Annotated in this window: 24 protein-coding genes; 13 read left to right on the top strand and 11 right to left on the bottom strand. The window is 47.5% G+C overall.

Translation table 11 applies throughout. The features are described 5' to 3' along the window. Positions 1-136: 136 nt before the first annotated feature. The 7 genes from HQN88_RS31690 to HQN88_RS31660 all read right to left on the bottom strand — a co-directional run bounded on the left by HQN88_RS31690 (position 137) and on the right by HQN88_RS31660 (position 6,537). Entirely contained in the window at positions 137-463 is a 327-nt protein-coding gene (locus HQN88_RS31690) for an antibiotic biosynthesis monooxygenase (protein ID WP_056622434.1), read from the bottom strand. Between the two features lie 24 nt (positions 464-487). Beyond that, a complete protein-coding gene (locus tag HQN88_RS31685) occupies positions 488-1,444 on the bottom strand; it encodes a siderophore ABC transporter substrate-binding protein (protein ID WP_173119798.1) in 957 nt (318 codons plus the stop codon). A 24-nt stretch (positions 1,445-1,468) separates the two neighbouring features. Continuing rightward, positions 1,469-2,227, bottom strand: a complete 759-nt coding sequence (locus HQN88_RS31680) for an iron ABC transporter ATP-binding protein (RefSeq protein WP_173119796.1) — start codon at positions 2,225-2,227, stop codon at positions 1,469-1,471. Beyond that, the gene (locus HQN88_RS31675) at positions 2,224-3,171 is read right to left on the bottom strand and encodes an iron chelate uptake ABC transporter family permease subunit (RefSeq protein WP_173119794.1); all 948 of its coding nucleotides are present in this window, start codon (positions 3,169-3,171) and stop codon (positions 2,224-2,226) included. Before HQN88_RS31675 ends, HQN88_RS31680 begins: the two co-directional genes overlap by 4 nt. After that, positions 3,164-4,114 (bottom strand): ABC transporter permease, encoded by a 951-nt coding sequence (locus tag HQN88_RS31670; RefSeq protein WP_173119792.1) that lies wholly within the window; start codon positions 4,112-4,114, stop codon positions 3,164-3,166. Before HQN88_RS31670 ends, HQN88_RS31675 begins: the two co-directional genes overlap by 8 nt. Positions 4,115-4,295: 181 nt before the next feature. After that, positions 4,296-5,837: an AraC family transcriptional regulator gene (locus HQN88_RS31665; protein WP_173119790.1), complete on the bottom strand. Its 1,542-nt coding sequence runs from the start codon at positions 5,835-5,837 to the stop codon at positions 4,296-4,298. Between the two features lie 31 nt (positions 5,838-5,868). Continuing rightward, positions 5,869-6,537 carry an HAD family hydrolase gene (locus HQN88_RS31660; protein ID WP_173119788.1) on the bottom strand — a complete coding sequence of 223 codons (669 nt, stop codon included), beginning with the start codon at positions 6,535-6,537 and terminating at the stop codon, positions 5,869-5,871. 170 nt (positions 6,538-6,707) lie between these two features. Between HQN88_RS31660 and HQN88_RS31655 the strand changes: the two genes are divergently transcribed. From HQN88_RS31655 to HQN88_RS31625, 7 genes are all read left to right on the top strand, one after another. Next, complete coding sequence (locus tag HQN88_RS31655; RefSeq protein ID WP_173119786.1) at positions 6,708-8,492, top strand: methyl-accepting chemotaxis protein; 1,785 nt, start codon at positions 6,708-6,710, stop codon at positions 8,490-8,492. A 160-nt stretch (positions 8,493-8,652) separates the two neighbouring features. Next, positions 8,653-9,498 (top strand): ABC transporter ATP-binding protein, encoded by an 846-nt coding sequence (locus HQN88_RS31650; protein WP_173119784.1) that lies wholly within the window; start codon positions 8,653-8,655, stop codon positions 9,496-9,498. A 180-nt stretch (positions 9,499-9,678) separates the two neighbouring features. Then, positions 9,679-10,761 carry a dual-specificity RNA methyltransferase RlmN gene (gene rlmN / locus HQN88_RS31645; RefSeq protein WP_173119782.1) on the top strand — a complete coding sequence of 361 codons (1,083 nt, stop codon included), beginning with the start codon at positions 9,679-9,681 and terminating at the stop codon, positions 10,759-10,761. A 198-nt stretch (positions 10,762-10,959) separates the two neighbouring features. Continuing rightward, complete coding sequence (locus HQN88_RS31640) at positions 10,960-11,991, top strand: ABC transporter ATP-binding protein (protein WP_173119780.1); 1,032 nt, start codon at positions 10,960-10,962, stop codon at positions 11,989-11,991. Next, entirely contained in the window at positions 11,988-12,779 is a 792-nt protein-coding gene (locus HQN88_RS31635; protein ID WP_173119778.1) for an ABC transporter permease, read from the top strand. The genes HQN88_RS31640 and HQN88_RS31635 overlap by 4 nt, the downstream gene beginning before the upstream one ends. Before the next feature lie 4 nt (positions 12,780-12,783). Then, positions 12,784-13,575 carry an ABC transporter permease gene (locus HQN88_RS31630; protein ID WP_173119776.1) on the top strand — a complete coding sequence of 264 codons (792 nt, stop codon included), beginning with the start codon at positions 12,784-12,786 and terminating at the stop codon, positions 13,573-13,575. Between the two features lie 188 nt (positions 13,576-13,763). Further along, positions 13,764-14,420, top strand: a complete 657-nt coding sequence (locus HQN88_RS31625; protein WP_173119774.1) for a stalk domain-containing protein — start codon at positions 13,764-13,766, stop codon at positions 14,418-14,420. A 52-nt stretch (positions 14,421-14,472) separates the two neighbouring features. On the opposite strand, the gene HQN88_RS31620 is transcribed toward HQN88_RS31625, so the two are convergent. The 3 genes from HQN88_RS31620 to HQN88_RS31610 all read right to left on the bottom strand — a co-directional run bounded on the left by HQN88_RS31620 (position 14,473) and on the right by HQN88_RS31610 (position 17,816). Then, positions 14,473-14,973 carry a hypothetical protein gene (locus HQN88_RS31620; protein ID WP_173119835.1) on the bottom strand — a complete coding sequence of 167 codons (501 nt, stop codon included), beginning with the start codon at positions 14,971-14,973 and terminating at the stop codon, positions 14,473-14,475. Positions 14,974-15,580: 607 nt separating this feature from the next. Next, positions 15,581-16,969 (bottom strand): threonine synthase, encoded by a 1,389-nt coding sequence (gene thrC, locus HQN88_RS31615; RefSeq protein WP_173119772.1) that lies wholly within the window; start codon positions 16,967-16,969, stop codon positions 15,581-15,583. A 157-nt stretch (positions 16,970-17,126) separates the two neighbouring features. Further along, complete coding sequence (locus HQN88_RS31610) at positions 17,127-17,816, bottom strand: hypothetical protein (RefSeq protein ID WP_173119770.1); 690 nt, start codon at positions 17,814-17,816, stop codon at positions 17,127-17,129. A 179-nt stretch (positions 17,817-17,995) separates the two neighbouring features. Between HQN88_RS31610 and HQN88_RS31605 the strand changes: the two genes are divergently transcribed. The 5 genes from HQN88_RS31605 (at position 17,996) to HQN88_RS31585 (ending at position 23,863) form a co-directional block, all read left to right on the top strand. Then, the gene (locus HQN88_RS31605) at positions 17,996-19,741 is read left to right on the top strand and encodes an ABC transporter ATP-binding protein (protein ID WP_173119768.1); all 1,746 of its coding nucleotides are present in this window, start codon (positions 17,996-17,998) and stop codon (positions 19,739-19,741) included. Positions 19,742-19,759: 18 nt separating this feature from the next. After that, entirely contained in the window at positions 19,760-21,508 is a 1,749-nt protein-coding gene (locus tag HQN88_RS31600; RefSeq protein ID WP_216855894.1) for an ABC transporter ATP-binding protein, read from the top strand. Between the two features lie 1,109 nt (positions 21,509-22,617). Beyond that, complete coding sequence (locus tag HQN88_RS31595; protein ID WP_056622409.1) at positions 22,618-22,938, top strand: ArsR/SmtB family transcription factor; 321 nt, start codon at positions 22,618-22,620, stop codon at positions 22,936-22,938. Continuing rightward, the gene (locus HQN88_RS31590; RefSeq protein ID WP_173119766.1) at positions 22,931-23,374 is read left to right on the top strand and encodes an SRPBCC family protein; all 444 of its coding nucleotides are present in this window, start codon (positions 22,931-22,933) and stop codon (positions 23,372-23,374) included. The genes HQN88_RS31595 and HQN88_RS31590 overlap by 8 nt, the downstream gene beginning before the upstream one ends. A gap of 54 nt (positions 23,375-23,428) precedes the next feature. After that, entirely contained in the window at positions 23,429-23,863 is a 435-nt protein-coding gene (locus HQN88_RS31585) for a cupin domain-containing protein (protein ID WP_173119764.1), read from the top strand. A gap of 79 nt (positions 23,864-23,942) precedes the next feature. On the opposite strand, the gene HQN88_RS31580 is transcribed toward HQN88_RS31585, so the two are convergent. Then, the gene (locus HQN88_RS31580; protein ID WP_173119762.1) at positions 23,943-25,136 is read right to left on the bottom strand and encodes an MFS transporter; all 1,194 of its coding nucleotides are present in this window, start codon (positions 25,134-25,136) and stop codon (positions 23,943-23,945) included. 237 nt (positions 25,137-25,373) lie between these two features. Here HQN88_RS31580 and HQN88_RS31575 point away from each other — a divergent pair, with 237 nt between their 5' ends. After that, on the top strand, positions 25,374-25,817 hold the full coding sequence (locus tag HQN88_RS31575; RefSeq protein ID WP_173119760.1) for a MarR family winged helix-turn-helix transcriptional regulator: 444 nt from the start codon (positions 25,374-25,376) through the stop codon (positions 25,815-25,817). The last annotated feature ends 27 nt before the right edge of the window (positions 25,818-25,844 follow it).

Genomic DNA, 25,844 nt, shown 5'->3' with positions numbered 1-25,844 from the left:
ATCCGCTCTCACCTACTTTTTGTGATGACTCTATTATAGAGCAAAAAAAAGTACAGCCGCTTCAATTTTCTTGAAGGTCTGTACCTTTTCCTATGAATAGACTTTTTCAGTGGCCTCGGATACCCCGCGCCGCCTTTTATTTCCCGAACTGGCCGGGCCGCACTTTCTTCACATCAAACATGCTTACATTCGATGAAATGACGTATTCAGGGCGTTCCTGCCCTTTACTATTGCGGTGGCCCGCCAGATGCTCGGGGCTTTTCTCCCAGTTTTTCCACGCCTGCTCGGATTCCCAACGAATGAAAACAACGACCTCTTCAGACTCCTTGCTCCGCTTATTAACCATAACGGTCACATCGATAAGGCCTTCCATGCCGTCCAACGGCCCTTCCTTGCTAAAGCGTTCCACAACTTTGTCGCTATTACCAGGTTGTACAATAATGGTTCTTTGTTGAATAAGCACACTACTGATCTCCTTTCGATTCTATTATTTAATCGCTTGCGTGGCTTCCTTTACCATTTCCAGGTCGGACTGCAAGCCGCCACCGGAGAGGTACCAGTAGTTCGCATCTAAATAAACAATTCTACCATTTTTATAAGCATTGGTTTTCTTTACTAAATCATTTTCAATAATTGTTTTAGCGGGTGCAGCGCCAGCAGCGCCTCCGGCAACCGTATCACGATCGATGACGAACAGAACGTCTGGATTTTTCTCGGCAATGTATTCGTTCGAAATGCTTTGACCATGCGGAGATACTTCGATTTTGCTATCTACTGGCGTGAATCCATAGCTATCATGAATGATGGAGAAGCGGGAGCCTAAGCCATATGCGCTCGTTTTACCACCCGTTGTCAGTACAATAAGTGTTTTGCTGGAACCGGATTTTGCTTTGAGATCAGCGATCGAGGAATTAATCGTTTTCAGCTCGCTTGCGACTTCCTTCTCTTTGCCAAAAACTTGACCAATCACATTCAGATTCGCAGCAAAGGAATCCGCATATTTGGTATAGTCGAGGGACATTTGGATCGTTGGCGCGATTTTCTCAAGCTCCTTGTAAGCTGCTGCTGTTCGAGCACCAATGAAAATCACATCGGGCTTCAATTTGTTCAGTTTCTCAAAATCCGGTTCAAACAACGTACCTGCCTCTGTGTATTTGGCATCATTGTATTTGGACAAGTACTTCGGAAGTGTCGCTTTTGGAAGCGCGGAAACTTCGATGCCTAATTTATTCAGCGTATCGAGCGTGGCGTAATCGAAAACAGCGATTTTTTGCGGGTTTTTCTTAACGGTCGCTGTTCCGAGAGGGTGGGTAATTTTTATTTCTCCCGAACTGGAAGCAGCTGGGCTTGGAGAACTTTTCGTGGAAGTCGATTTGGCGCCGCATGCGGACAACATACCAACGACCAGCATGGACATAAGAATAAGGGTTATTGCTTTTTTCACAATAGATCACTCCTAGGTTTAGTTTTATGAAAAATAAATGCCAATTTTCTTGCCGTTAATGACGGTGATGGGGATATCCATCTCGTAGATTTCCTTGAGAATCGCGGAATCCATCATTTCATCCGTCGTGCCTTTCTTCGCAATGCGCCCATCCTTCATGGCAATAATATGGTCTGAGTACGAGGAGGCAAAATTAATGTCATGGAGCACGAGCACAACGGTTTTACCGAGATCATCTACGAGCTTACGCAGCACCTTCATAATTTGCACCGAATGCTTCATATCGAGATTGTTTAGGGGTTCATCGAGCAGTACATACTCTGTATCCTGCGCGAGTACCATAGCGATGAAAGCCCGTTGTTGTTGGCCTCCGCTGAGCTCGTCGAGATATTTGTGCTGCATGTCCGCAAGCTCCATATACTGAATTGATTCCTCGACAAAGCGTTTATCCTCTGCGTTCAGCCTACCTTTGGAGTAGGGGAAGCGGCCGAATTCCACAAGGTCACGAATGGTGAGTCGCACTTGTAGATGATTTGTTTGCTTCAGAATCGAGATTTTCCGAGCTAACTGATTACTGGGCGTTTTCCCCACATCTAAACCATCGATCTGCACATGACCTTCGTCGGGAGGCAGCAAGCGGCTGATGACCGATAATAGCGTGCTTTTGCCGGCACCATTAGGACCGATCAAGGAAGTAATTTGGCCTTTCGCGATCGTCGTTGTTACCTGATGAATGCCGTGGTTGTGCGTATATTGCTTCGTAAGATTCGTTACTTGGATCACGATTTATTCTCCTTCAGCAGCATGTAGAGGAAGTAGAGGCCGCCGACAAAATTAAGAATGACGCTGAGCGTCGTCGAAAATGTAAACACACGCTCCACGACCAGCTGGCCGCCGACTAAGGCTGAAATACTAGTGAGTACGGTAGCCGTAACGACGGTCTTGTGACGGAAGGTGCGAAGCATGCGGTACGTGATATTGGACACGAGTAATCCTAGGAAAGTGACAGGTCCAACAAGTGCCGTGGAAATGGCGACGAGCAGAGCGACTGCGATGAATAAACGCTTCGTGAGCCGTTGATACGGGACTCCTAAGTTAATGGCATGCTCTTTGCCAAGGGTGAGGACATCCAAATATGCGAAATCGCGATAGAAATAGCCGAGAATCAACACCACCAGCACAATAGCGGTGAGCAAAAGATCGGTGTTCATGTTGTTGAAGCTTGCAAACATTTTGTCCTGTACGACCGCGAACTCATTTGGATTGAGAAGGCGCTGCAGGAAGGACGAAATACTTGAGAAAAATGTGCCGCAAATGACTCCGACGAGAAGTAATAAGTAGAGCGGTGTGCTATTTTTTTGAAAAAGTAAGCGATACAGCATGCCTGCAAAAAGGGCCATGAGTCCGACGGCTAGTGAAAACTGCACGTTCTTGCTCATAGACGTGAGAGCAGCGGATCCAAAGACAAATACGATCACCGTCTGAATAAGCAGATAGAGCGCATCCAGCCCGATCAAGCTAGGCGTCAGGATCTTATTGTTCGTCATCGTTTGAAAGACAACGGTCGAGATGGAGATAGCTGCACCTGTCAAAATGAAAGCCAAAAGCTTCTTCACGCGGCGCGGTAGCACATAATCCCAATTTCCGCTGCCGTCAATGGTCAGGAAGACCGTGATGAGGAAGATGGCGATAACGGCCAGCAGGATAAGCTTCAGAGAATCACGCATGCGGCTTCCTCCTCACTAACAGATAGAGGAAAATCGCACTCCCGAACAAACCTGCCATCAGTCCCACGGAAATCTCGAACGGATAAATGATCACGCGCCCGAGAATATCGCAAGCCAGTACGAAAACAGCCCCTAATAAAGCCGTATGAGAGAGGCTATTTCGCAGGTTATCCCCTTTATAGAGGGAAACGATGTTCGGAATGATAAGTCCTAGAAAAGGTAAGGAGCCCACGGTTAACAGGATAACCGCCGAAACGAGCGCTACAATGACTAGACCTACCTGCATGATGTGCCGGAAGTTAAGACCCAGATTGACAGAGAAGTCTTCTCCCATGCCGACGATGGTGAAACGGTTGGCATACACATAAGCCAGCGCAATGATCGGTACGCTGACATAGAGCAGTTCGTATCTTCCTTTTAGCACAACGGAGAAATCGCCATGAAGCCAGCTGGACACACTCTGCATCATGTCGTATTTCAATGCGAGGAAGACCGTGACACTCCCGATGATTCCTCCGAACATTAGACCGACCAAGGCGATCAAGATCGGATCGCGAAATCTAAGTACACGCAAGATTCGCATGAACAGCATTGTTCCCAGCAGTGCGAACACGAAGGCTACAAGTACCTTAACTAGCGGTGTGGCCCCTGGAAAAAGCAGCATCGCAACCAGAATGCCCAAGCTTGCTGAATCGGCCGTGCCTGCGGTGGTAGGTGAAACGAACTTATTACGGGCTAATTGTTGCATAATCAGGCCGATAACGCTCATACCTACACCGGCGATAAGAATACTAAGGAGTCGAGGGATACGACTGATCCAGAGCACTTCTTGTTGAGCTGCTGTCAGGTGGAAGATATCCCACAGACGGATATTCGCTACACCGACGAAAAGCGACAAGAAAGATAAGACGAGAAGCAGTGCCCACAAATAGCTGATTTTCATGTTAGTGTCACTTTCCATTTAATAATGAGAATCATTTTCACTAGCAAGTCCTTATTTTACACAAAAAAAAAGAAACCGGAATGGACATTTCGATTTCTTCATGGACTTTTCGGTGTAAACTCAATGAGTCGGCTCTATTTCTCCGTAAACGCACTCACCTATTAAGTGACGACTTAGCCGTTTATTTTGTAAGCAGCTGATTAACTGTTTGATCAACCAAAGCTTCATGCATCGCGGCATTATAGAGGAAGGGCTCTCCCAAGTAGATGAACATGCAGCGTCGCTCGCCAGCCCTTTGATTACTTGGAAGCTGTTTCCATTGAGCTTCTAATTGTAAGCAATATGCCTCTGAAGCTGGATATTCAATGATAAAGAGGACATGATCACTATCCATATCAGATAGCTCTTGCAGCGAGATCATATCCTTGAAGCCATAGCTACCTGCACCTACAGACGGTTTAAATTGCAGCTCATCATAAAATAAATCCGTAAATTTCCTAATCTGTTTTCCGTGCAGCCGTAAGATGCCTTCACGCACGCCGACAATGAGATAGGGGGCCAGCGGATATTTCTCCGCAACATGCTGCTGGGCATTTGCTATTTTGCGATTAAAGTCTGCTAACCAACGCTCAGCGAGGCGTTCCAAGCCGAGAAGCTGCCCGAATTCAACTAGCCGCTGCCTCCATGAGTATTGGAACCAGTGATACACAGAAACCGGTGCAATTTGGCGCAAGGCATCCAGCAGGTAATCGGACAGAGGACCTGTGAGGATATGATCAGGCTGACAGAGTCTGATTTCTTGCAAATAGCGATCGAGGTGCTCGGTTTCTAAGTCCCAATCCTTCTTGAGAGAAATACGTGGTGTAAGTCCCAGCACAGCTAGATCCCCCGAAAAAATAGGACTAAGACTGGCAATAGATACTTGCGCGCGCGTGGCGAACTCCGTTGGAGTGATCCCCATCTGTTTCTTGAATAGACGACTGAAATAAAATTCATCCGAATATCCGATGGAATGAGCGGCTTCCATCACACTGACGTTGCTATCCGCAAGCAAACGAAGTGAGGCGCTGAGCCTAGTCGTTGTTACAAATTTATGCGGGCTAAGTCCTGTATGTTTGCGAAATGTTCGATAGAATCGGCTGGAACCAGATCCTGAATTTCTCGCCAACGCTTCCATGTCGAGCACAGAATCATAATTGTTGAGAATATGCCGACGTGTGTGCTCAACATAATTGGTCAGCGCAGCTTCCTCACGTGAAGGAGGCTGCTGCAACGCCTTCATAAACGCCGACGCGAGGGCGTAAAGTCGCGACTGGAGCTGAAAGTACTCTGACAAAGGGCTGTCTTGATCATGATGAATAAATTCAGCAAGCCAATTTTTCATTTGAGGCATGCGAAAGCTTTGAAGGCCAGTAGGTAGTAAGCCAAAAGGCTTGTATTCCTTACCTGCATCGAAAACAATGAAGGTGACCTTCGTGCCGGAGGAGGAAGAGGGTATTAGGGAAAAGGTGAGACCCGCAGGGATATAGAATAGCTCTCCGACCAAGACTTCCAGCGCTTCCTCTCCCGATTGGCCTATCGAAGCGCTTAAATCAGACTGAGTGCATATGCCGAACCGGTGCTGGCTAGAGGAATCAATCTGATATTCTGTTTCACCCTCAACATCGTGTTCCTTCGTCTCGATATATCGTAATACCGGCAGGGTTCCCTGTAATGAAATCATGGTCAGTCCTCCCACAATGGCTATTTATGTCTTATTTTTGTAATACTGCCTCCAGCAAAGCTTTCAGCGACAATTCCTCCAAAGTCCCTACTGTACGCGGCTCTCCGTCAAAAGAGAGGAACTTCGTAACCGGGTTAGGCACCACGATATAGTGCATACCTGCGGCTGCCGCCGCGCGAGCACCGTTCGGTGAATCCTCGATCGCTATCGCTTCATCCGGCTGTACGCCGAGGTCTTTCAACGCAAGCTGATATAGCTCGGGATGTGGCTTCACCAAAGCGACATCTTCTGCGGTGCGAATCGTCTCAAAATAATCACCGATCCCCAGCTGTGCCAGATACGTCTCGATCCAAGCTCGCTTGGAGCTGGAGGCTAACCCAATGCGCAGGCCTAGTTCTTTGGCCGCAGTTAAATAAGCAAGAATGCCTGGGCGAATGCCTTCGTGTGCCATTTTTTCACTGTGTCGACCATGTACGTTATCCCGAAATGCATTCCGATCCAGCGGCAACTTCAGCTCCGTGATCAAATATTCATAGGGGTCAAAAACATGCAAAGACGTCCCGATGCACTGTCCGTACATCTCCAAAGTCAACTCCACCTCATGTTCCAGATAAGCTTCCCTGAACGCCTCATACCAAGCTGTTTCCGTATCCAGAATCGTACCGTCAAAATCAAAAATAAGTGCTCGTATCGCCGGCATGGTCCTACAACTCCTTTTATCTATAATCCTCAACACAAATCTCACAACAAATTCTAAATAAAATTGGGAAGGGTTTCTAAAAACTTTGTCGAAATCTAGAAGACTAGCCTGTATGACCTATATGTACTAAACGGGTGTGCGGTACAATTCTGGAGGTGTTTTTGTTAATCATGTCACAAGCTAAATCACAAGGCAAGCAAACATCTGTAAGGTTTTTTCGATCACTTTCTTTCAAAATTTCAGCTTGGACAGCCGCCTGCTATATTGTACTTTGCGTGTTACTTACCTTCGTTTCCTATCAACAGCATAGGCAGCAAATGTCAGATAACTTGATCGCACTTGAAGGGATTTTCCACGCTCCCCTCACGCAGAAAATAGATTACATTGAGAAATCAAAGGAAGAATTAAAGAAAAATAAAGAAGCTTATAAGTATGAACCTGCTGTTATGAACGTACAGGAGGATATGGACCGTGTCGCTCAAGGGGAGTTGGTCGAAAATGCCTACTTATTTTACCCGGAATGGACAACATTGGAGGGAAAGCCAGCTCTTCTGAATTTGTTATCCAATGCAGAGCTATATGTCGATGAGAAACCAGCAGATCCATATGCACCTGTTCCTGAGTTGCTCACAGCGCTTAAGGAAGCAGAGAAAACAGGTTTCGGGATCACGGGAGTCTACAAAGATACATTAGGAACTTGGGTAAGTGCGGTGAGTACGATTCGAGATCAGAATGGCAAACTTGTTGCTTTCGTTGGATTAGATTTCGATTATGGCGTTTTGCAGACACAGATGAATAAATATACGCTCCAATCGATATGGACAGGTTTAATCGCCATTGTGATCGGGACCCTTTTCATCGTCTTCATTGTCCGACTGTATCTGCGTCAGATTACCCCATTATTGAAGCTGGCACAGTCGGCAGCAGCAGGGGATTTATCGGATGCATCGCTGGTCAAAAGCAAGAGCCGTGATGAATTGGGTGTATTGGGCAATCACTTGAAGGATATGGTCGGGAACCTTCGCGGCCTCATCGTTCAGATCGCGCAAGCCGCACAGCAGGTTTCGGCGGCATCGGAATCGCTGCAAACGGGTGCTCAGCAGACTAGCCAATCTACAGCGTCTGTCTCGCAAATGATGGGCCAGCTTGCTTCTCATTCGGAGCAGCAGCGTCAAGGCACAGAGGAAAGCAGTCATGCCATGAATGAGATGGCTGTCGGTATTCAACGCGTAGCGGAATCTGCAGGTCATGCCACGGACATATCAGGCCATGCACGCGCTCATACGAGCGAAGGCAATGCGCGGATGGGGCAGAGTATGCTGCAAATATCGGAAGCCCTGCACTCCGTACAACAGGCGGTACAAGCGATTCAGAGCTTGAAGTCGATGTCTGAGGAAATCGGAGAGATCACAGTCCTCATTACGCAAGTGACGAGACAAACAAATTTGCTTGCACTGAATGCCTCCATTGAGGCAGCGAGAGCAGGCGAGCACGGCAAAGGTTTCGTCGTCGTTTCCACGGAAATTCGCAAGCTTGCGGATCAATCGCGACTGGCGACAGAGCGTATTGCAGAGCTCGTTGAGCGTGTCCAACATGAGACGGGAGCTGCTGTTGTCGCGATGGATCGCGGCCTTGGAGAAGTGGAGGCTATGCAGGCTGTTGTTGAACAAACGGATGGTACGTTCAAGGACCTTTCCGGCACGGTGCAGGAGGTTGTCGATCAGATGACCGATGTCTCTGCCGTTTCGGAGCAAATGTCAGCAAGCTCCGAGGAAGTACTGGCGGGAATCGTGGAAATGGCATCGTTAACTCGGATGACAACGGAGCTTACCCAAGCCGTCGCGGCAGCAACGGAGAACCAACTAGCGACGATTTCGGAAGTTGCCAGGACGGCTAACGAACTAAACGGGATGTCCAATGAGCTGCAATTGGCTGTGGCTAGGTTTAAAGTGTAAGACTCCAAACAGGTGGAAGAAGTAGGATGCCTTCGGGCATCCTATTTTTGTATGAAAAAGCTTGACATTTTCATTGATAATGATTATCATTTTTAGTTAATGGAGAAAAATTATTGAATTATTCAATCCTATATACATATTGGAAAAGGGGATGTTTCTCATGGCAATAGCGACGAGAATATATACCGAACAACTACATGTTTCTTACGATAAATTGAAAATTATCAATGATTTGAGCATCGAGATTCCAACGGGCAAGATCACCGCATTAGTCGGTGCCAATGGCTCGGGGAAATCAACGATTTTGAAGGCTATGTCGCGACTATTGAAGCCGACAGAAGGGACCGTATTCCTAGACGGGCATTCCATACATCATCAATCGACGAAAGAAATTGCGAAGAAATTAGCGATTCTACCACAGTCGCCATCCGCTCCGGAAGGCATTACGGCTGAAGAACTAGTCGGATATGGCCGTTTCCCGCATCAGCGCGGTTTCCAGAAGATGTCTAATAGCGATCGTGAGATTATCAACTGGGCGTTCGAAGTGACGGGGATGACAGCGTTCAAGGATCGTCCAATCGATCATCTGTCAGGTGGTCAACGTCAACGGGTCTGGATCGCAATGGCGTTAGCGCAGCAGACGGATATGTTGTTCTTGGATGAGCCAACAACTTATTTGGACATGGCGCATCAGCTTGAGGTCCTCTGTTTGTTGAAGGAAATCAACGAGCGTCATAATACGACAATCGTCATGGTTGTGCATGATTTGAACCATGCGACGCGTTATGCGGACCATTTGATCGCGATTAAATCAGGGAATGTCGTCTATGAAGGCGCACCTATGGATATCGTAACACCACAAATGCTGCTCGACGTGTTCGCCATTCATGCCGATGTCATCGTGGATAAGCGTGCCGGCGTACCGCTCTGTATCCCTTATGGCTTGGTATCGGATGATGAAGTTGCGGCAGAAGAGGAACGTAAAGTTGCAGTAACGAGTGCTTGATTAGCTTAGATGAGCCTGTGAAAGAGGTGCCCCCGGCATGGGAGGTGCCTTTTCTTTATGGAAATGATAGGCTTCCCTTGTGTTCAGGGAGGATTTTTGGCACAATATGAACTAGATGGTACGCTTCGGCTGCTTAGAAGAACTGGACTGCACGGATAGTCTTGAAAAGAGGATAACGGAATGAAACTTTCATCCATATATGGATTAACTTTTGATCAACTGGTCGCTTGGCTGGCCGAAAAAGGCTACAAAAAGTCGCGCGCCCTGCAAGTATGGGACTGGCTGTATCGCAAGCGGGTCGCTTCGTTCGCGGAAATGACGGATGTGAAAGAAGATTGTTTGGCTACGTTAAGCGAGCATTTCGCTATTCATACCTTGAATGAGCACACGCGGCAGGAGTCGGCAGACGGGACGATGAAATTCCTGTTCAAGCTATCGGACGGTAATTTGATCGAAACGGTCCTCATGCGTCATAAATTCGGGTTATCCGTCTGTGTGACGACGCAAGTGGGTTGTAACATTGGCTGCAGTTTCTGTGCCAGTGGCTTATTGGCCAAGAGCCGTGATTTGTCAGCCGCGGAAATCGTGGAACAAATTATGAAGGTGCAATTTCATTTGGACGCCATGGGCAATGCGGAGCGCGTTAGCCACATTGTTGTGATGGGAATTGGCGAACCGTTCGACAACTTCGTGAATATGGTTGATTTTATCCGCGTCGTGAAAGATCAGAAAGGTTTGGATATTGCAGCTAGACACATCACAGTATCTACGAGTGGTCTTGCTCCTAAAATTAGAGAGTTTGCAGACTCGGATTTGAAAGTGAATCTAGCGATTTCCTTGCATGCGCCAACGAACGAGCTTCGTACACGCATCATGAAAATCAACAAAGCGATTCCGATCGAGACGTTGATGGAAGCGATTGAGTACTACTTGGAAAAAACGAATCGCCGTATTACGCTTGAGTATATTTTGCTCAAAGACGTGAACGATGGCAGAGAGCATGCGCTTCAACTAGCTGAGCTGATTCAGCATATCCGCCAGCTGGCGAATGTGAACTTGATTCCGTACAATCCGGTGGATGAGCACAGCCAATATCAGCGGAGTGAGCGCGAATCGGTGCGCGCTTTCTACGATACGCTCAAGAAGCAAGGCATCTCTTGCAGTGTGCGTTTGGAGCACGGGTCGGACATTGATGCCGCTTGTGGGCAACTGCGAAGCAAACAAATCAAACAATCCACAGAGGATAACGTTGTGGCGGGATAATAGAATGGCCTATGGATGATCTTTATTCATAGGCTTTTTTCTTATCCATTTTTCCAAATAGAGGAATTAAATGGCTGAAGTAGAATGAGTAAAGTAAAATAATTAAGTTATACGAGCCCTTCACTACTCAAAGTGGATGCGCTTACGTAATAGTGTAAGTTTTGACATACAATCTTAGAAGAGTTCTGGGGGAGCGTAATGAAACTTATTCAAGTAGAGGAATTAACCAAGAACTTTCGCCAAGCTGTCAAAAGTCCAGGATTGGCTGGTGCTGTTAAACATCTATTCACCCAGTCTTATCGTGAAAAACTGGCTGTTGACCGCATCAGCTTCTCGATCGAAGAAGGGGAGGCTGTGGCCTATGTTGGGCCGAATGGGGCAGGGAAGTCAACCACGATTAAAATGCTGACAGGCATACTTACACCCACAACAGGAAGCATTATTGTCGATGGCCTAGTCCCATACCAGCAGCGCACGCGCAACGCCAAAACGATAGGCGCTGTATTCGGCCAACGCTCACAGCTTTGGTACGACATCCCAATCATTGAATCGTTCTCGTTGATCAAGGATATTTATGAAATTCCGTCCGACGTGTACAAACGAAATATGGATCGCTTTACAGAAATGCTTGGTTTGGCTGAATTTCTGAATCTTCCCACGCGCAAGTTATCGTTGGGGCAACGCATGCGGGCCGATTTAGCGGCAGCCCTGCTGCATAATCCGAAAATCATTTATCTCGATGAGCCCACGATTGGACTGGATATTTCAGTGAAAGTGAAAATCCGTCAGTTCATCAAAGAGCTAAACAAGGAGCAAGGGACAACCATCGTGTTAACGACGCATGATCTCGAAGATATCGAGGATATTTGTCGCAGGCTGATTATTATTGATCATGGAAGGATTCTCTACGACGGGTCACTTCAGTCGGTGAAAGACTCCTTTGCACGTGAGCGGACGTTTCACGTGCAATTGAAAGAGGAGGCTCCTCAGCTCGCCCATATCATTCGGCAGCACCCGGAAATGATCCTTGAGGAACAACAAGGCCGACAACTGTCCATTCGTTTCGATCGAATGCGATTTACGGCGGGCGAGATTCTGGCACTCGTCATGCGGCATGGCGAGATTATTGATTTTCACATCGATGAACCGAGGATTGAACAGGTGATTCGCAAGCTATATGATGGGGAGTTGGAGTTAGGTCAACAACTCATGGGGGCTAACGAGCGATGAGAAAATACATCACACTCGCTAAGTTAGCTATGCAGGCTGCTATCGCGTATCGCATGTCTTTTTTGATCAATATGTTAGGCGGGATGTTTTTCATCATTGCCATGTTTTATTTGTGGGAAGCGATTTATCAAGGGAAACCAGTCATTGTTAATTTTACTTGGGAACAAATGAAAACGTATTTATTTGTCGCGTATTTATCGAATTCCCTGCTTTCTTTTTATTCAGAGGGTAAAATCGGCGGACGTATTCGTAGCGGTGAGGTGGCGATCGACTTACTTAAACCGCTCAATTTTCAGAGGGCACGTTTTGCGGAGACGATCGGAACGAGTGTGATTGAAGGCGGTTTGACGGTTGTCTTGATGGTCGGGCTGGCCATCGTATTTGAAGGCGTTCAGCTGCCGACACATGCGCTGACATGGGTATATTTTATCATCAGTATGTTGGGAGCGGTTGTGATCAAGTTCGGTGTCGTTTATTTGTTTGCGCTATGCTGCTTCTATACGGATAGTGTATATGGTATATCGCTAGCGCGGGCTGCGGTGACGAATTTGTTTTCAGGAGCGTTAGTGCCGTTTGCGTTTTTGCCAGGTTGGCTCAATAGCTTATGTGAGGTGCTCCCATTCAAAGGGATTGTGTATGTCCCTTCCATGATCTATTTAGAGCAATTGAATGGCAGTGCGCTGTGGCAAGCCATCGGCGAGCAGTTTCTATGGGCTGCCGGCTTATGGATACTTGGCACCCTATTGTACAGCAGAGCCGTTCGTCAAGTAACGATCTATGGAGGGTAATGGTATGCGTCGGACTATGTATTTGTATGCGCGTCTGTTTAGCCAGCAACTGAAGGCAATTCTGGAATATCAGGCGGATTTCTTAATTCTAGTTGTTGCCGCTATGCTCACACAGGTGCTCGGATTAGTGTTTATTTGGCTTGTGTATCAGCGCATTCCTGTCGTCCATGGATGGAGCTACTGGGAAGTGATATTTGTATTTGCGATGGTGAACTTATCAACGGGGATCTCGCAGTTTTTCTTTGAAGGTACGTGGCGCATCAGCGGATTGATTAACACGGGTGGCTTTGATCTGATTCTTCTTCGCCCGATTTCGCCTACTTTGCAAATCTTGAGCGGTGCTGTTGGGATGAATGGGCTCGGGAATTCCCTGCTAGGCGGTATCATGCTGTTCCAAGCACTTTCACATGTTGCCATTGACTGGTCCTTTCTTCGTGTAGCGATCTTCATTCTGCTCTTTCTATGTGCACTCGTGATTCGTGTGGCGATTAATTTGGCATCGAATAGCCTATCCTTCTGGACGGGCGCGCCAGGCAACGCATTTCCTATGATGGTAAGCAGCTTGTCGGAGTTCGTGAAGTTTCCTTTGACGATCTATGCTACGGGTGTGCAACTGTTTTTCTCGATCATTATTCCTTATGCATTTATTAATTTCTATCCAGCATCCTACTTGTTTAATAAACCAATGGGAGCGACGATGGGGTTGCTGACTCCAGTCGTAACAGTGCTGTTTGCGGCTGCATCTATCTGGATATTTAGAAAAGGTCTAAACCGTTATGAGGGCACGGGGAGTTAACGTGTACATAACTGGAACGAGCACTTCCGGAGGATATCGGGGGTGCTTTTTGCTTATATCGGTTTATGTAAAAAGAATTGAATTAATGCTGATGTGGACAATCGTGGCATACAATAAATACAAACGATCAATGCTATCATCCTGCTCGGTACTAACTTCTCGAAAGTGACTCGAAGGGAGTGGTGAACTTGAACAAATGGTTGCTTGCTCTTATCGGCAGCATTGCTTTATTTACAGCGACAGCTGTCTACGCTTCTGACCCGTTTCAGATGGGTAGACAAGTAAAGGTGAATGGCAAAGTGCTCGATACACATGTGGAAGTAACGAGTGATGGAACAACAATAACCTCGACTCGAGCGATTGCGGAAGCGCTTGGTGCAGAAGTGAACTGGAACGCACCGTTGAACACGGTTGAAATTCGTAGTGCAGAAGACAATAGGATGCAATATGCCAAGTATGTGTCCTCTCTCCTTCACGGTACATATAGTTTGAACATGGAGATTATAGGAGAGAATCTAGGCGCGCATTCGGATACGACAGTCGTGTTCTCGGATGGTTATGTGGATGTGCCTGACAACACGGATTTTCAGAAACTTTTCCTTCTCCTCCTTGCTGACCAAATGGGGGATCTACGAGTGAATAAGCGTATCGAATTCTGGTCTAATAGAGAGCTTGCGCAAGCATATGTCTCTGGGGAATATCGCGTAGATGGGATAGAAGGCTGGTCGGGATTGAATGCTCGGTTTGGCTTATTAACGAAAGAGGGAGAACGCCTATCGCTTTCACATATTCTGAGTGTCCATGAGCGTGACAACGTCTCGATTGGCAAATATAAGCCCCAATGAAACAAAAAGGCGTCCTTGCAGTGAACCCTGCAGGACGCCTTTCTTATTGGGATTAGTTGCGACTACGTACGATCATCATGAGGCCGCCAACGACGATGAGGCCAATGGCGATGATTGAATTGTTATGGAAGAGCGTCCCGAAGATGGAACCGATGGAGAAGATCGCGAAGAACAGCAACGACATCACCGCTAGGATGTTAATTGGAATAAGCAAATATTTATTGCGGCCGCCGAACCAATACAGTTCGAACAAGCCGACAGCCACAGCGAGCATGAAACCTGGCCACATGAGGTGCCAAATATCAAAAAGCGCGGAGATTTGGCACACGATACCTGCCGTAAGTAGAATACCACCTGGAACAAGTACGCCTACGCCTCGTCGTTGCGTGATGAAGAAGTACAACCAGTGGAAGAAGACCCCGACGGGAATAACGAAGAGTGTCGGCCAGAAATATTCAAAAATAGTGCCTGAGCTGAACGATACATCCCCTTTTAGAAACAAAAAAACACCTAGCAGAATCAAGATCGGGCCGAGAAAGGCGCTGCGATTCATATTCAATTTGTTCACTCCTACTGTTTGGATTCATTACTCTAAGAATACCATGATAGGGTACAAGTGTCTTCAGACTATAGGGAAGGACGAAGATCGGTCTGAGGACTGATTTAACTGCAAATCCTACAGCTAAATTCAACCAATTCGTCATTGGAAAAGGAATAACTGGATTTCCTACAGCTAATTTCGCATATTCCGTCCCAAAGCGCCTTAAACCCGAAATTTAACTACCTAAAATCCATTTAATTGAATAAATTCGCCCATTTGCGCTTGATTAGATGTAGTTTTTCCAGTTAATCCAATTCCAATCTACACAAGTGCCTGGAGGGGGAGTTGGCTGCGTACTTAGTGGGAGAAGGAGCTGTTGGTGGAGTAGATGGAGACGAAGAAGTTGGATGGGACTGTAAATGGCGTGGTTGCGGAGACAGGTGTTTGAGGAGCAGTGATGCAGGAGCGGTAATGCGGGTGAAGTAATAGCGGAGCAGTAATGCAGGTGAAGTAACTGAAGAGGCAGGAGCTTAGGATTCCCCATACGTCAAAAAGCCTTCCCCCCACAACGTGGAAGGAAGGCTTCTACAGAAGGGGCAGAAGCCCCTATAAACCCTTACTAGAAAAACTTAACGAGCTCATCCTTGATCTCGTTGTTCGAACCGCCGACCACCTTCTGGAACTGTGGTTTGTCGAACAGCGCTTGGATTTGCTCCGGATACGTCTGCGCAATACCGCGCAAGCGGATCGACTCATCGAACTTCGCCGGATGCGCAGTGGACAAGGATACCGTTACCTCACCAGCGACGGCGAGTTTATCGGCTGCAGCAACACCGCACGCTGTGTGCGGATCAAGCAAGTACTCGTACTTCGCGTGGTAGTCGCTGATCGTGTCGAGACATTCCTCGTTCTTCACACCGTACGCAGCGAAGTCAGCCTGAACGGTCTTGAGCTTGTCGGCAGGGATGACGACGCGGCCTTCAGCCTTGAACTGCTCCATGATCGCGTTAACAGCCGCAGCGTCCTCGCCGTACAGATAAAACAAGTAGCGCTCGAAGTTGCTCGCAACTTGAATGTCCATGGACGGGCTATACGTACCGCGGAACTCGCCTGGTTGATATACGCCTTCTTGTACGAATTTCTCAAGGATATTGTTTTCGTTCGTAGCAAGAATGAGCTTGTTGATTGGAAGTCCCATTTTCTGAGCTAGGTAGCCAGCAAAAATATCGCCAAAGTTCCCCGTCGGCACGCTGAAATTCACTTTAGCAGCCTGCGCCTCTTGTGGCAGTTGGAAGTAAGCGTAGAAATAATACACGGTTTGCGCCAAAATGCGTGCAATATTAATCGAGTTAATCGCGCGTAAATGGTAGCGGTGTTTGAACTCAACGTCAGCGAAAAGCTCCTTGATAATGCGTTGGCAATCATCGAAAGTACCTTCAACGGAAAGATTCAATACATTCTCGTCATTGACGGTTGTCATCTGAAGCTCTTGTACCTTACTCACCTTCTGGTGCGGATGCAGGATACAAATGCGGATGCCTTCTTTGCCGCGAACACCTTCAATAGCCGAAGCTCCTGTATCACCGGAGGTAGCTCCAAGGATGTGGATGATGGAGTTCGTTTTGCGTGAAACATACGAATACAGATTGCCAAGGAATTGCAGAGCAATATCTTTGAAAGCAAAAGTAGGTCCGTGGAACAATTCAAGTACATACGTATCATCACTTAGTCGCTTAACCGGCGTAACCGCTTCGTCACGGAACGTTGCATAGCTTTCATCAACAAGCTGCTTCAACTCATCGCGTGGAATTTCGTTGTTTACAAACAGTGAGAAAATTTCAAGAGCGAGCTCTGAATAGGAGAGCTTCGACCAGCTTTGAAGTGTGTCAGCGGATAGCTGCGGGAGGCTTTTCGGTACGAGTAGACCGCCGTCATTGGCTAATCCCATCAGGATCGCATCGATGAAGCCGATAGGTTCTACTTTGCCGCGAGTGCTAATGTATTCCATAGGAGTCCCCTTATACGATTGAATTTTCAGTAATTGTATCAAAAAACAGAACATTTGGACAGTGTACATCCATCACGGGCGCTCACCAGTCCAAACAAAAACAGGCTGTCCCATAAGGACGGCCCGAAATTTCTTTCATAGTGTAGTGTTCGAAATCCTACTCTTCCGCAGCAGCTACAACGATTTTCCAAGCGTTGCTGATCGGCGGCAAGCTTTTGGTCATCATAGGGCTATAAAAACCAATAACTTTCGTACCTTTAACAATTGCAGATTTCTGGGCAGGATCACCCTTGCCATTTACGATCGCTGTGTCTTTGTCGATGGTTAGAACAATTTCGTCGGGTGCATTCTCGGTTAGGCCTTCACCTTTAACGAGAAGGCTGCCATCTTCACGAACAACTTCAATGACACCTGCGGTGCCTAAAGCGTCTTTATGGACCGCTGTATCAAGCACCGTAATGTTGGATGCTGATGTTTGCGGAGGCAAGCTCATCGTCATTGCCAAGGAATGTTCAGCAGTGATTGTCAAACCAACGTGAAGATCAGCAAGCGTCAGCTTCGTACCATCTAGCATTTGGTAGGTGGTGTCTTTGCCCACATTGAGCACAATGCCGCCCAACCCCGTGTCTTGAATCTGAATTTGTCCGTGATCACCTGTTGTACGAATGGAGGTAATGACGCCGGTCGATTGCACTTTTTTAGTCGCTTCTTCCATTGTGATTCCGCTAAAGCCTCCTACCGCTGTATCGGGTGCCATAGCTTCTGTAGTACCTGTATAAGCCGCTCCTATTGTCAGCATGGTGGATAGGGTGAGGATCGCTAGTTTTTTTTTCATCATTATTTTCATCGTTGGCGACTTCCTTTCTGCATGTAAAATATGGTAAGATTTTGTTCTCATGGTGTTCGTATCTGTGACAAGGTTGCGGACGGGCAGAAAGTTTCATTTTAAATGAGTTACAGAGTGGACTTCACTTAGCTTAAACTATAGAATCAATGAGTATGCCAAGAATTCAAAAAGAGGTGGTAATGTTGTCTTTTGTTATGAAGCTTAACTGGTTTTTTAAAGAGAGATGGAAGTATTATGTACTCGCGGTCTCCCTCTTAATCGGTGTGAATATCTTAGCGACGATTCCGCCCAAAATGATCGGGAATATCATCGACCATATCCGTAATGGAAATTTAACAGCTTCCGGGCTTCATTATACGGTTTACTTGCTGATTGGGCTTTCGCTGCTCCTTTATGTCATGACGTATTTGTGGATCATCAACTTATTCGGTAACTCCGCTTTGGTGGAGAAGCTGCTTCGAGGGCGATTGTTAACGCATTTGTCTAAAATGTCGCCTCCGTTCTTCCAACGCAACACGACGGGGCAGCTGATGGCGCTGGCGACGAATGATATTCTTGCCATTGGTCAAACTTCCGGGTACGGGGTGATGACGCTCGTCTCTACGATCGTAGGGGCATCCGTCGTCATCATCACGATGGTGTCTCTGATTTCGTTTAAATTAATGCTTGCGGCGTTAATTCCGCTGCCTTTTTTAGCTGTGATGATTAATTTGTTAGGCAAAAAAGTGCGCGTGCGCTTCCTAGCAGCTCAGGCTTCCTTCGGTGTGATGAATGATCATGTGCTGGAATCGATCTCTGGCATCCGAGTGATTCGTTCCTATGTCCAAGAAGCGCAGGATTTGAAAGCCTTCGATAATGTTACATCGGATGTGATGAACAAAAACCGCCGTGTATCCATGCTCAACGCCCTGTTCCAACCGTTGACCTCGTTGATCGTTGGGCTCAGTTATTCAATCGGCATCGGATATGGCTCATATCTCGTGTTCCAAGGCGAAATCACGCTAGGACAGCTGATTTCTTTCAATATTTACCTCGGTATGCTCATCTGGCCGATGATTTCCTTCGGCGAGTTTATTAACGTTCTGCAACGCGGCAGCGCCTCGGCAGATCGTCTGGATAAGGCCCTGATGCAGCAAGCTGATATTGTTGACGCGGAGAAGCTTGTTCACGTCGCTGTGCCTGAACGCATCGCGATGAATGATCTGACGTTCACCTATCCGACTGCGAATCATCCAAGCCTCGTCCACGTCTCTTTTGAGTTGGAGCGAGGACAGACACTTGGGATCGTTGGCCGGACTGGCAGTGGCAAAAGCACGCTCCTCAAGCAACTGCTGCGCCAATATCCCATTGATCCAGGTAAGTTGAGCATCTCGGGTGTGCCCATCGAGCAAATCGCGTTAGATCAAATCAAACGCTGGGTTGCCTACGTGCCACAGGAGCATCTACTGCTATCAAAATCTATCCGGGATAATGTCGCGTTAGGTAAACATACGGCTTCACCTGAGGAGATTGCGCACGCCGTGGAAATGGCCTCTTTTACCCAAGATATTGCCCAGATGCCGGAAGGTTTAGCAACGATTGTTGGTGAGAACGGCGTGATGTTGTCCGGCGGACAGAAGCAGCGTCTAGCGATTGCGCGAGCGTTGTTGATTGATTCGGAGATTTTGCTGCTGGATGACTCGCTCTCAGCGGTCGATGCACGTACGGAAAGTCGCATTCTCCAGCATATCCGCAAGGAACGCGCGGGGCGTACGACACTCATTTCCACACACCGACTGTCAGCTGTGAGCCACGCGAACTGGATTCTCGTCCTAGATGAAGGGCGGGTCATTGAAGAGGGCACGCATGAGGAGCTTATGCAGTTTGGTGGCTGGTACCGGGAACAGTGGGATCGTCAACAGATGGAAGCCAGTCTCGAAGATTGAGAAAGGAGGACAACTATTTTGTCTAAACCGACTACGGCCAGACGACTCGTGTCTTATGCACTCGTCTACAAGTTCAGAATTCTCGGAGCGCTGCTCATTCTTTGTTGTTCAGTAGCTGCCGAGCTGGGCGGCCCTTATATAACGAAAACGATTATTGATACCTATCTTTCTACAGGTGCGAAAGAAATAGCTCCGGTGCTCAAACTGCTTGGCCTCTATATGGCTTTACTGTTAACAGCGGGTCTGTGTAATTATTCACAAGCCTATATTCTTCAATCTACCGCCTTACAAATTATAAAAAATATGCGGATGGACCTGATGGGTCACATTCAGCGTATTTCACTTCGTTACTTCGACAACACGCCGATCGGCCAAGTCGTCTCTCGTATCGCAAATGATACGGAAGCTGTCCGTGATCTGTTCATGAGCTTCATGGCCACGTTCGTTGTCAGCATGCTGCAACTAATTGGGATTTACGTCGCACTCTTCCTATTGGATTGGCGTCTAGCCATGTTCTGCTTGGTGCTGCCGCCGATTTTTGTGGTGATTATGTATGTTCATCTCAAATATTCGAAAATCTTCATCACCATCATGCGCGCTAGACTCAGCGATATGAACGCTATGATTAATGAATCGATCGTCGTGATGCCGATTATTCAGGCTTTTCGCCGCGAGAAAGTGACGCTGGATGAGTTCGAAGTACTGAACATGGATCGCTATGTGAACCAGCGGAAGCAATTTCAAATTTACGGCCTTTCCACACGTAATGTGGTGGGGACGATCGGCAGTTTGGTGACGGCGATGGTCATTTGGTATTTTGGTGGAAAATCGTTAGAAACCGCTATTTCGTTCGGGGTGTTCTATGCGTTTATTGATTATTTGGGTCGGGTATTTCAGCCGATCATCGGGATTTTCGATCAGTTAACGAATGCGCAGCGGGCTTTTGTATCGGCGGAAAAGGTGTTCACGATTCTTGACATGGAGGGTCAAGACGTTGAGCAAGTTGGCCACGTGCAGCGACCTGAGGGCATCGTGAAGTTCGATAATGTCACCTTTGCTTATAAAGAAGGGGAAAATGTACTGAAGGGTATTTCGTTCGAGGCGCGAAAAGGGGAAACGATCGCCCTAGTCGGGCATACGGGATCAGGCAAAAGCTCCATCCTGAATCTTCTCCTAGGCTTCTACGAGCCTGGTGAGGGCGCGATCACGATTGATGGCCGTAACATCAAAGGCATGTCCAAGCAAGCGCTGCGTAAGCATATGGGGATCGTGCTGCAGGATCCGTTCCTGTTCGCAGGGGATATCAAGTTCAATGTCAGCCTGTACAACCAGGACATCTCGCTCGACAGAGTGAAGGCTGCGCTTCGGGATGTAGGCGCGGCTGGCTTTATCGAGCAACTGCCGAAAGGCTACGACGAGCAAGTCGTCGAGCGGGGCAGCACGCTGTCCTCCGGTCAGCGGCAGTTGATCTCATTCGCACGCGCGCTAGCGTTCGATCCGTCGATCCTGATCCTCGATGAGGCGACAGCCTCCATCGACAGTGAGACGGAAGGACTCATCCAGCGTGCGCTGAAGGTTGTGAGTGAAGGGCGGACGACACTCATCATCGCGCATCGATTGTCCACGATCCGCGATGCGGATCAGATTCTTGTGCTGCACCGCGGCGAGATCGCCGAGCGGGGCAATCACGAGACGCTCATGGCGCTAGGCGGGCGCTACGCGAAAATGTACCAACTGCAGAAGGGTTCATCTGCAGTTGTAGGGTAAAGAAAGGCGCTTCCTCGATTGCTGAGGAAGCGCCTTTTGTGTTTTGGTTTGCTGCGGTGCACAGCGCGGCTGGTGCCGGCGACGACGGTCGCTGCGACTAGCCTGCCTAGGGGCGACGAGCTCCCGCGTCAGGGCCGTCGATGTCCCAGGCGACAGTCGGACGAACGCGCCGCATGAGGAGAGGCGCTTTCGCACCCGCACCCGCACCCGCACCCGCACCCGCACCCGCACCCGCACCCGCACCCGCACCCGCACCCGCACCCGCACCCGCACCCGCACCCGCACCCGCACCCGCACCCGCACCCGCAATAACTGGAAAACTTCCATCTATTTTCGGAAATTTTGCCCCTGATAGACGAATAGCTGGAAAACCTCCAGTTAATATCGCCGATTACGGGCTTGACCGCTGAATATATCCAAATTAACTACAGGAAATACAGTTAAGTTCCCTAAAGTGAGGAAAGTGGCGAAATTAGCTGTACTTTTTACAGTTAACATACGAGCGTGAGGTGGAGTAGTGGACAGTAGGCAGTAGTCAGTAGGTAGGGGATAGTAAATAGTAAATAGTGGGGAGGAGTAATGGATAGTGGACAGTGGGTAATGGTAATGGTAGTCGATAATGAGTTGTAGTGTAGAAGTAGAAGTAGAAGTAGTGAAGGGTGAGTAATGAATGTAAGTGAGTAGGAGTATAGTAATGAAAGAGTAAGAAGTAAGAAGTAAGAATAATGGGGAAAAGGCTGGAAGAAAACAGTCCTAAAGCTAATTTGTTTAAAACACGTGTCCCTCAACAGAGCTATAACCCAACATTCCCCATCAAATTGACTGGAACTCTAGTAACACGCCACTCTCCAACAGCACAACAAGCGGATAACTCATCAGAACAAGAATCTCTGCGACTGCCCACGCTGTACATCTACAACCTCCATGATAACACTCGACAACAAGCTATTTTCCTGCCCGTCCACATGTTAAATCCCTTATCTTAATATCCAATCTCTTAACCAACCCGTAATTTAGCCGCACTCTCTAATCAATGATTAAGCGATAAGTGAACCAATATTTCCATATTCTGTTTGACATGCAACTAAAATGTTGCATATAATAGGCGTATGGACAAACTTTTTAAAGCACTTGCAGACGGAACACGCAGAGAATTATTAGACATCTTGTTCGTGAGTAACGGACTATCCTTAACAGAGCTCTGTCAGCAAATGACGATGAGTCGCCAAGCTGTTACGAAGCACCTTTTGCTGCTGGAGGAAGCTAATCTGGTTACTGTCATGTGGCATGGCCGCGAGAAACTTCATTATCTGAACCCGGTACCGATCGGGGAGATTTACCATCGCTGGATCGGTAAGTTCGATCAGCGCCGAATTGAGGCGTTAACTAATTTGAAGCAAGCTCTTGAGGAGGATTCGAATCATGAATAAAAAGTCTTTTGTATATGTGACTTACATCGCAACGACACCGGAGAAGCTGTGGGCAGCCCTGACGAGCAGCGAGTTTACGAAGCAGTATTTTTTTGGTCGTGAAATCATTTCAGATTGGCAAGTCGGTTCGAGTTTTCACTTAATGAATAAAGACAAGACGGAGCATTACGGTGAAGTACTTGTCTATGAGCCGTATCGGTTGCTCACGATTACTTGGAGCATCAAGGATGCGGAAGGCGATCGGATGTCCAACGTGACTTATGAACTAACGCCATTGAATGGTACGATCAAGCTAACACTTCGCCATGAAGAGCTGTTGGAACAGGATATTCGTAAGGATGAAGGCAAGATCGAAGGATTTAACAATGGCTGGCCTGTCATTCTCAGCAATTTGAAGAGTCTGCTCGAAACAGGCAAGACGCTGCCAGCATTCTAAGCTTGAAGCCTTAAGCTAGTATCCCTGAAATTTATCTCATAGGAGGGAAAGATAGTGAGCGCAAATCAATCGAATTACTCGGTTAACAACGCGGGTGCATTTTCTGATTTTGCAAGTGTGACGGAAGGCATGTTGAAGGGTAAAATCTTTCTTAAAGACGCCCTACAACTAACGAGTATGGAAGTTTCACTTAATCATTTACCCCCGCAAGGGGAGATCCCCTTTTATCATAAGCACCAGCAGAATGAAGAACTCTACATCTTTCTTCAAGGGCAAGGCCAGATCCAAGTGGACGGCAACGAAATCGATGTGCACGAAGGCACGTCCGTTCGCATTGCACCTGATGGTGTGAGAGTATTGCGGAACACGTCGGCGACAGAAGGCCTGCATTTTATTGTCATTCAAGCCAAGGAGAACAGCCTCATCCAGTGGGTAGAGTCAGATGGAATCATTTTGGATCAACCGGTCCAATGGGCTATCCAGCACTAGATGTTATAATAAAAAACCAGCGGCAAGCAAAGACTTATGTTCAAGTCCTAGCTTGCCGCTGGTTCGTCACTTGTTCCTACTATTTCACCTTACGATCCCGGAGATAAGTCCACAGCATCAAAACAAACCCCGCCCCCGTCAATCCCGCGCCGATCCAAGGCAATGAAGACAGTCCTATGTGCGTAATCGCCCAGCCACCTAGAAAGGCGCCGCCAGCATTCCCAAGATTCAACGCAGAATGCGTTGAGGTGGCGGCGAGCTCTGGCGCGTCTTTGGCCAGATTCATGATACGAATCTGCAGACCAGGCAAAATCCCGAACGCCGCAATGCCCCATATGAATATGGTAATAATCGCGGCAACCGGGAATTGATCCGTATACGCGAACACGGCTAGAATAAGCGCTAACGCTGCGAAATTGCCGATCAAGGAAGGCATGAGCTTCCAGTCCGCCATTTTGCCACCTAAGATATTGCCTAGGGTGACGCCAAAGCCGAACAAAACGAGAATCCACGTTACGCTGCTCTCTTTGAACCCTGTGATGTTGATAAGAATAGGTGCAATATAGGTGAACACTGCAAACAAACTGCTGCAACCTAATGCGCCAATCAAGAATACGAGTAACAATTTCGGCTGCAATAGAGCGCGAACCTGTTTGGCAAGGCTGTTATTGGTTTTCTGTGTAATCTGTGGGATGAAGATGAGGATACCAATGAAAGAGATGATCCCCATAATGACAACGGAGCCGAAGGATGCCCGCCAGCCAAGATGTTGACCGATGAAGGTGCCAAGCGGTACGCCAAGAATATTCGCGATGGTTAGTCCCGCCATCATCACTGAAATGGCGCTAGCCCTCTTCTCAGGGCGAACCAAATTGGCCGCGATCACAGAGCCGACACCGAAGAAAGTGCCATGAGCCAAAGCCGTGATCAATCGCGCTACGAGTACAATTCCATAGGAAGGAGCAAGCGCGGCTAAACCATTGCCTAAAATGAAAATGAGCATCAGCATGAGCAGTAGGCGTTTTTGCGGCAGCTTATGAGTCAACATAGCGAGAATCGGAGCGCCGAATGCCACGCCAAGTGCATAACCCGTAATCAATTGCCCCGCTTGCGAAATGCTAACGTTCAAGTCATCGGCCACATTGGGCAGAATCCCCATAATAACAAATTCCGTCATCCCAATGGCAAAGGCGCCAACCGTCAGGGAGAAGAGGGAGATAGGGAACCGCTCTTTCTCGGTCACTGTCCCTTGTAAAGCTTGTGAAGTGTTCATAATTGCTTAGAGCCCACCTTTCTTTCCTAAAGGCTTAATCATACCACGAGACGTATCGGAAAAGGTGTGACAGTCTGTTCATTATTTTTCCAATTGTAAAGGAAGGATGGTAAGGGCAAGTTAAATTAGGCTACAAAAGGGATGAGACATTATTAAAATACTTGTTGACATTTATCTTTAAATAAAGTATCTTTAAATCAAGATAAACGAAGCGAACAAGAAACGAGGTGAAGCGACATGAGCGAAGCAAGAAACCAATCTTTAGATCTTTACATTGCCCTATCTAGAGCGAGTGAGTGGGTGAACGCCCACGGAGATCGAGATATTCGCAAGCATGGACTGAACCGCACAGAGTTTGGTGTACTGGAACTGCTTTATCATAAGGGAGCGCAGGCGATCCAACAAATAGGTAGCAAGGTATTAATGAGTAGCGGGAACATCACCTATGTGGTCGATAAGCTAGTCAAAAAGGAATTTGTTATACGTAATACCTCGACGGAAGATCGCAGATTAATTTTTGCTGAAATCACGGAAAAAGGGAAACAATTTATTGAGGACGTATTTCCGAAACACGCTGAAGTAATCGAGAACGCAGTAGCGGGGTTGACGGAAGAAGAGAAGCAGCTAGCAAGTCAGCTGTTGAAGAAGCTTGGCAGGTATGCGCAGGAAGGATTCAAGTAGTGATTGGGCTGACATCCACCTCAATCA

The sequence above is a fragment of the Paenibacillus qinlingensis genome (assembly GCF_013204845.1).
GTDB lineage: Bacteria > Bacillota > Bacilli > Paenibacillales > NBRC-103111 > Paenibacillus_E > Paenibacillus_E qinlingensis.
The sequence above is the reverse complement of the archived record's forward strand: the minus strand, read 5'-3'. Positions and strand labels throughout refer to the sequence as shown.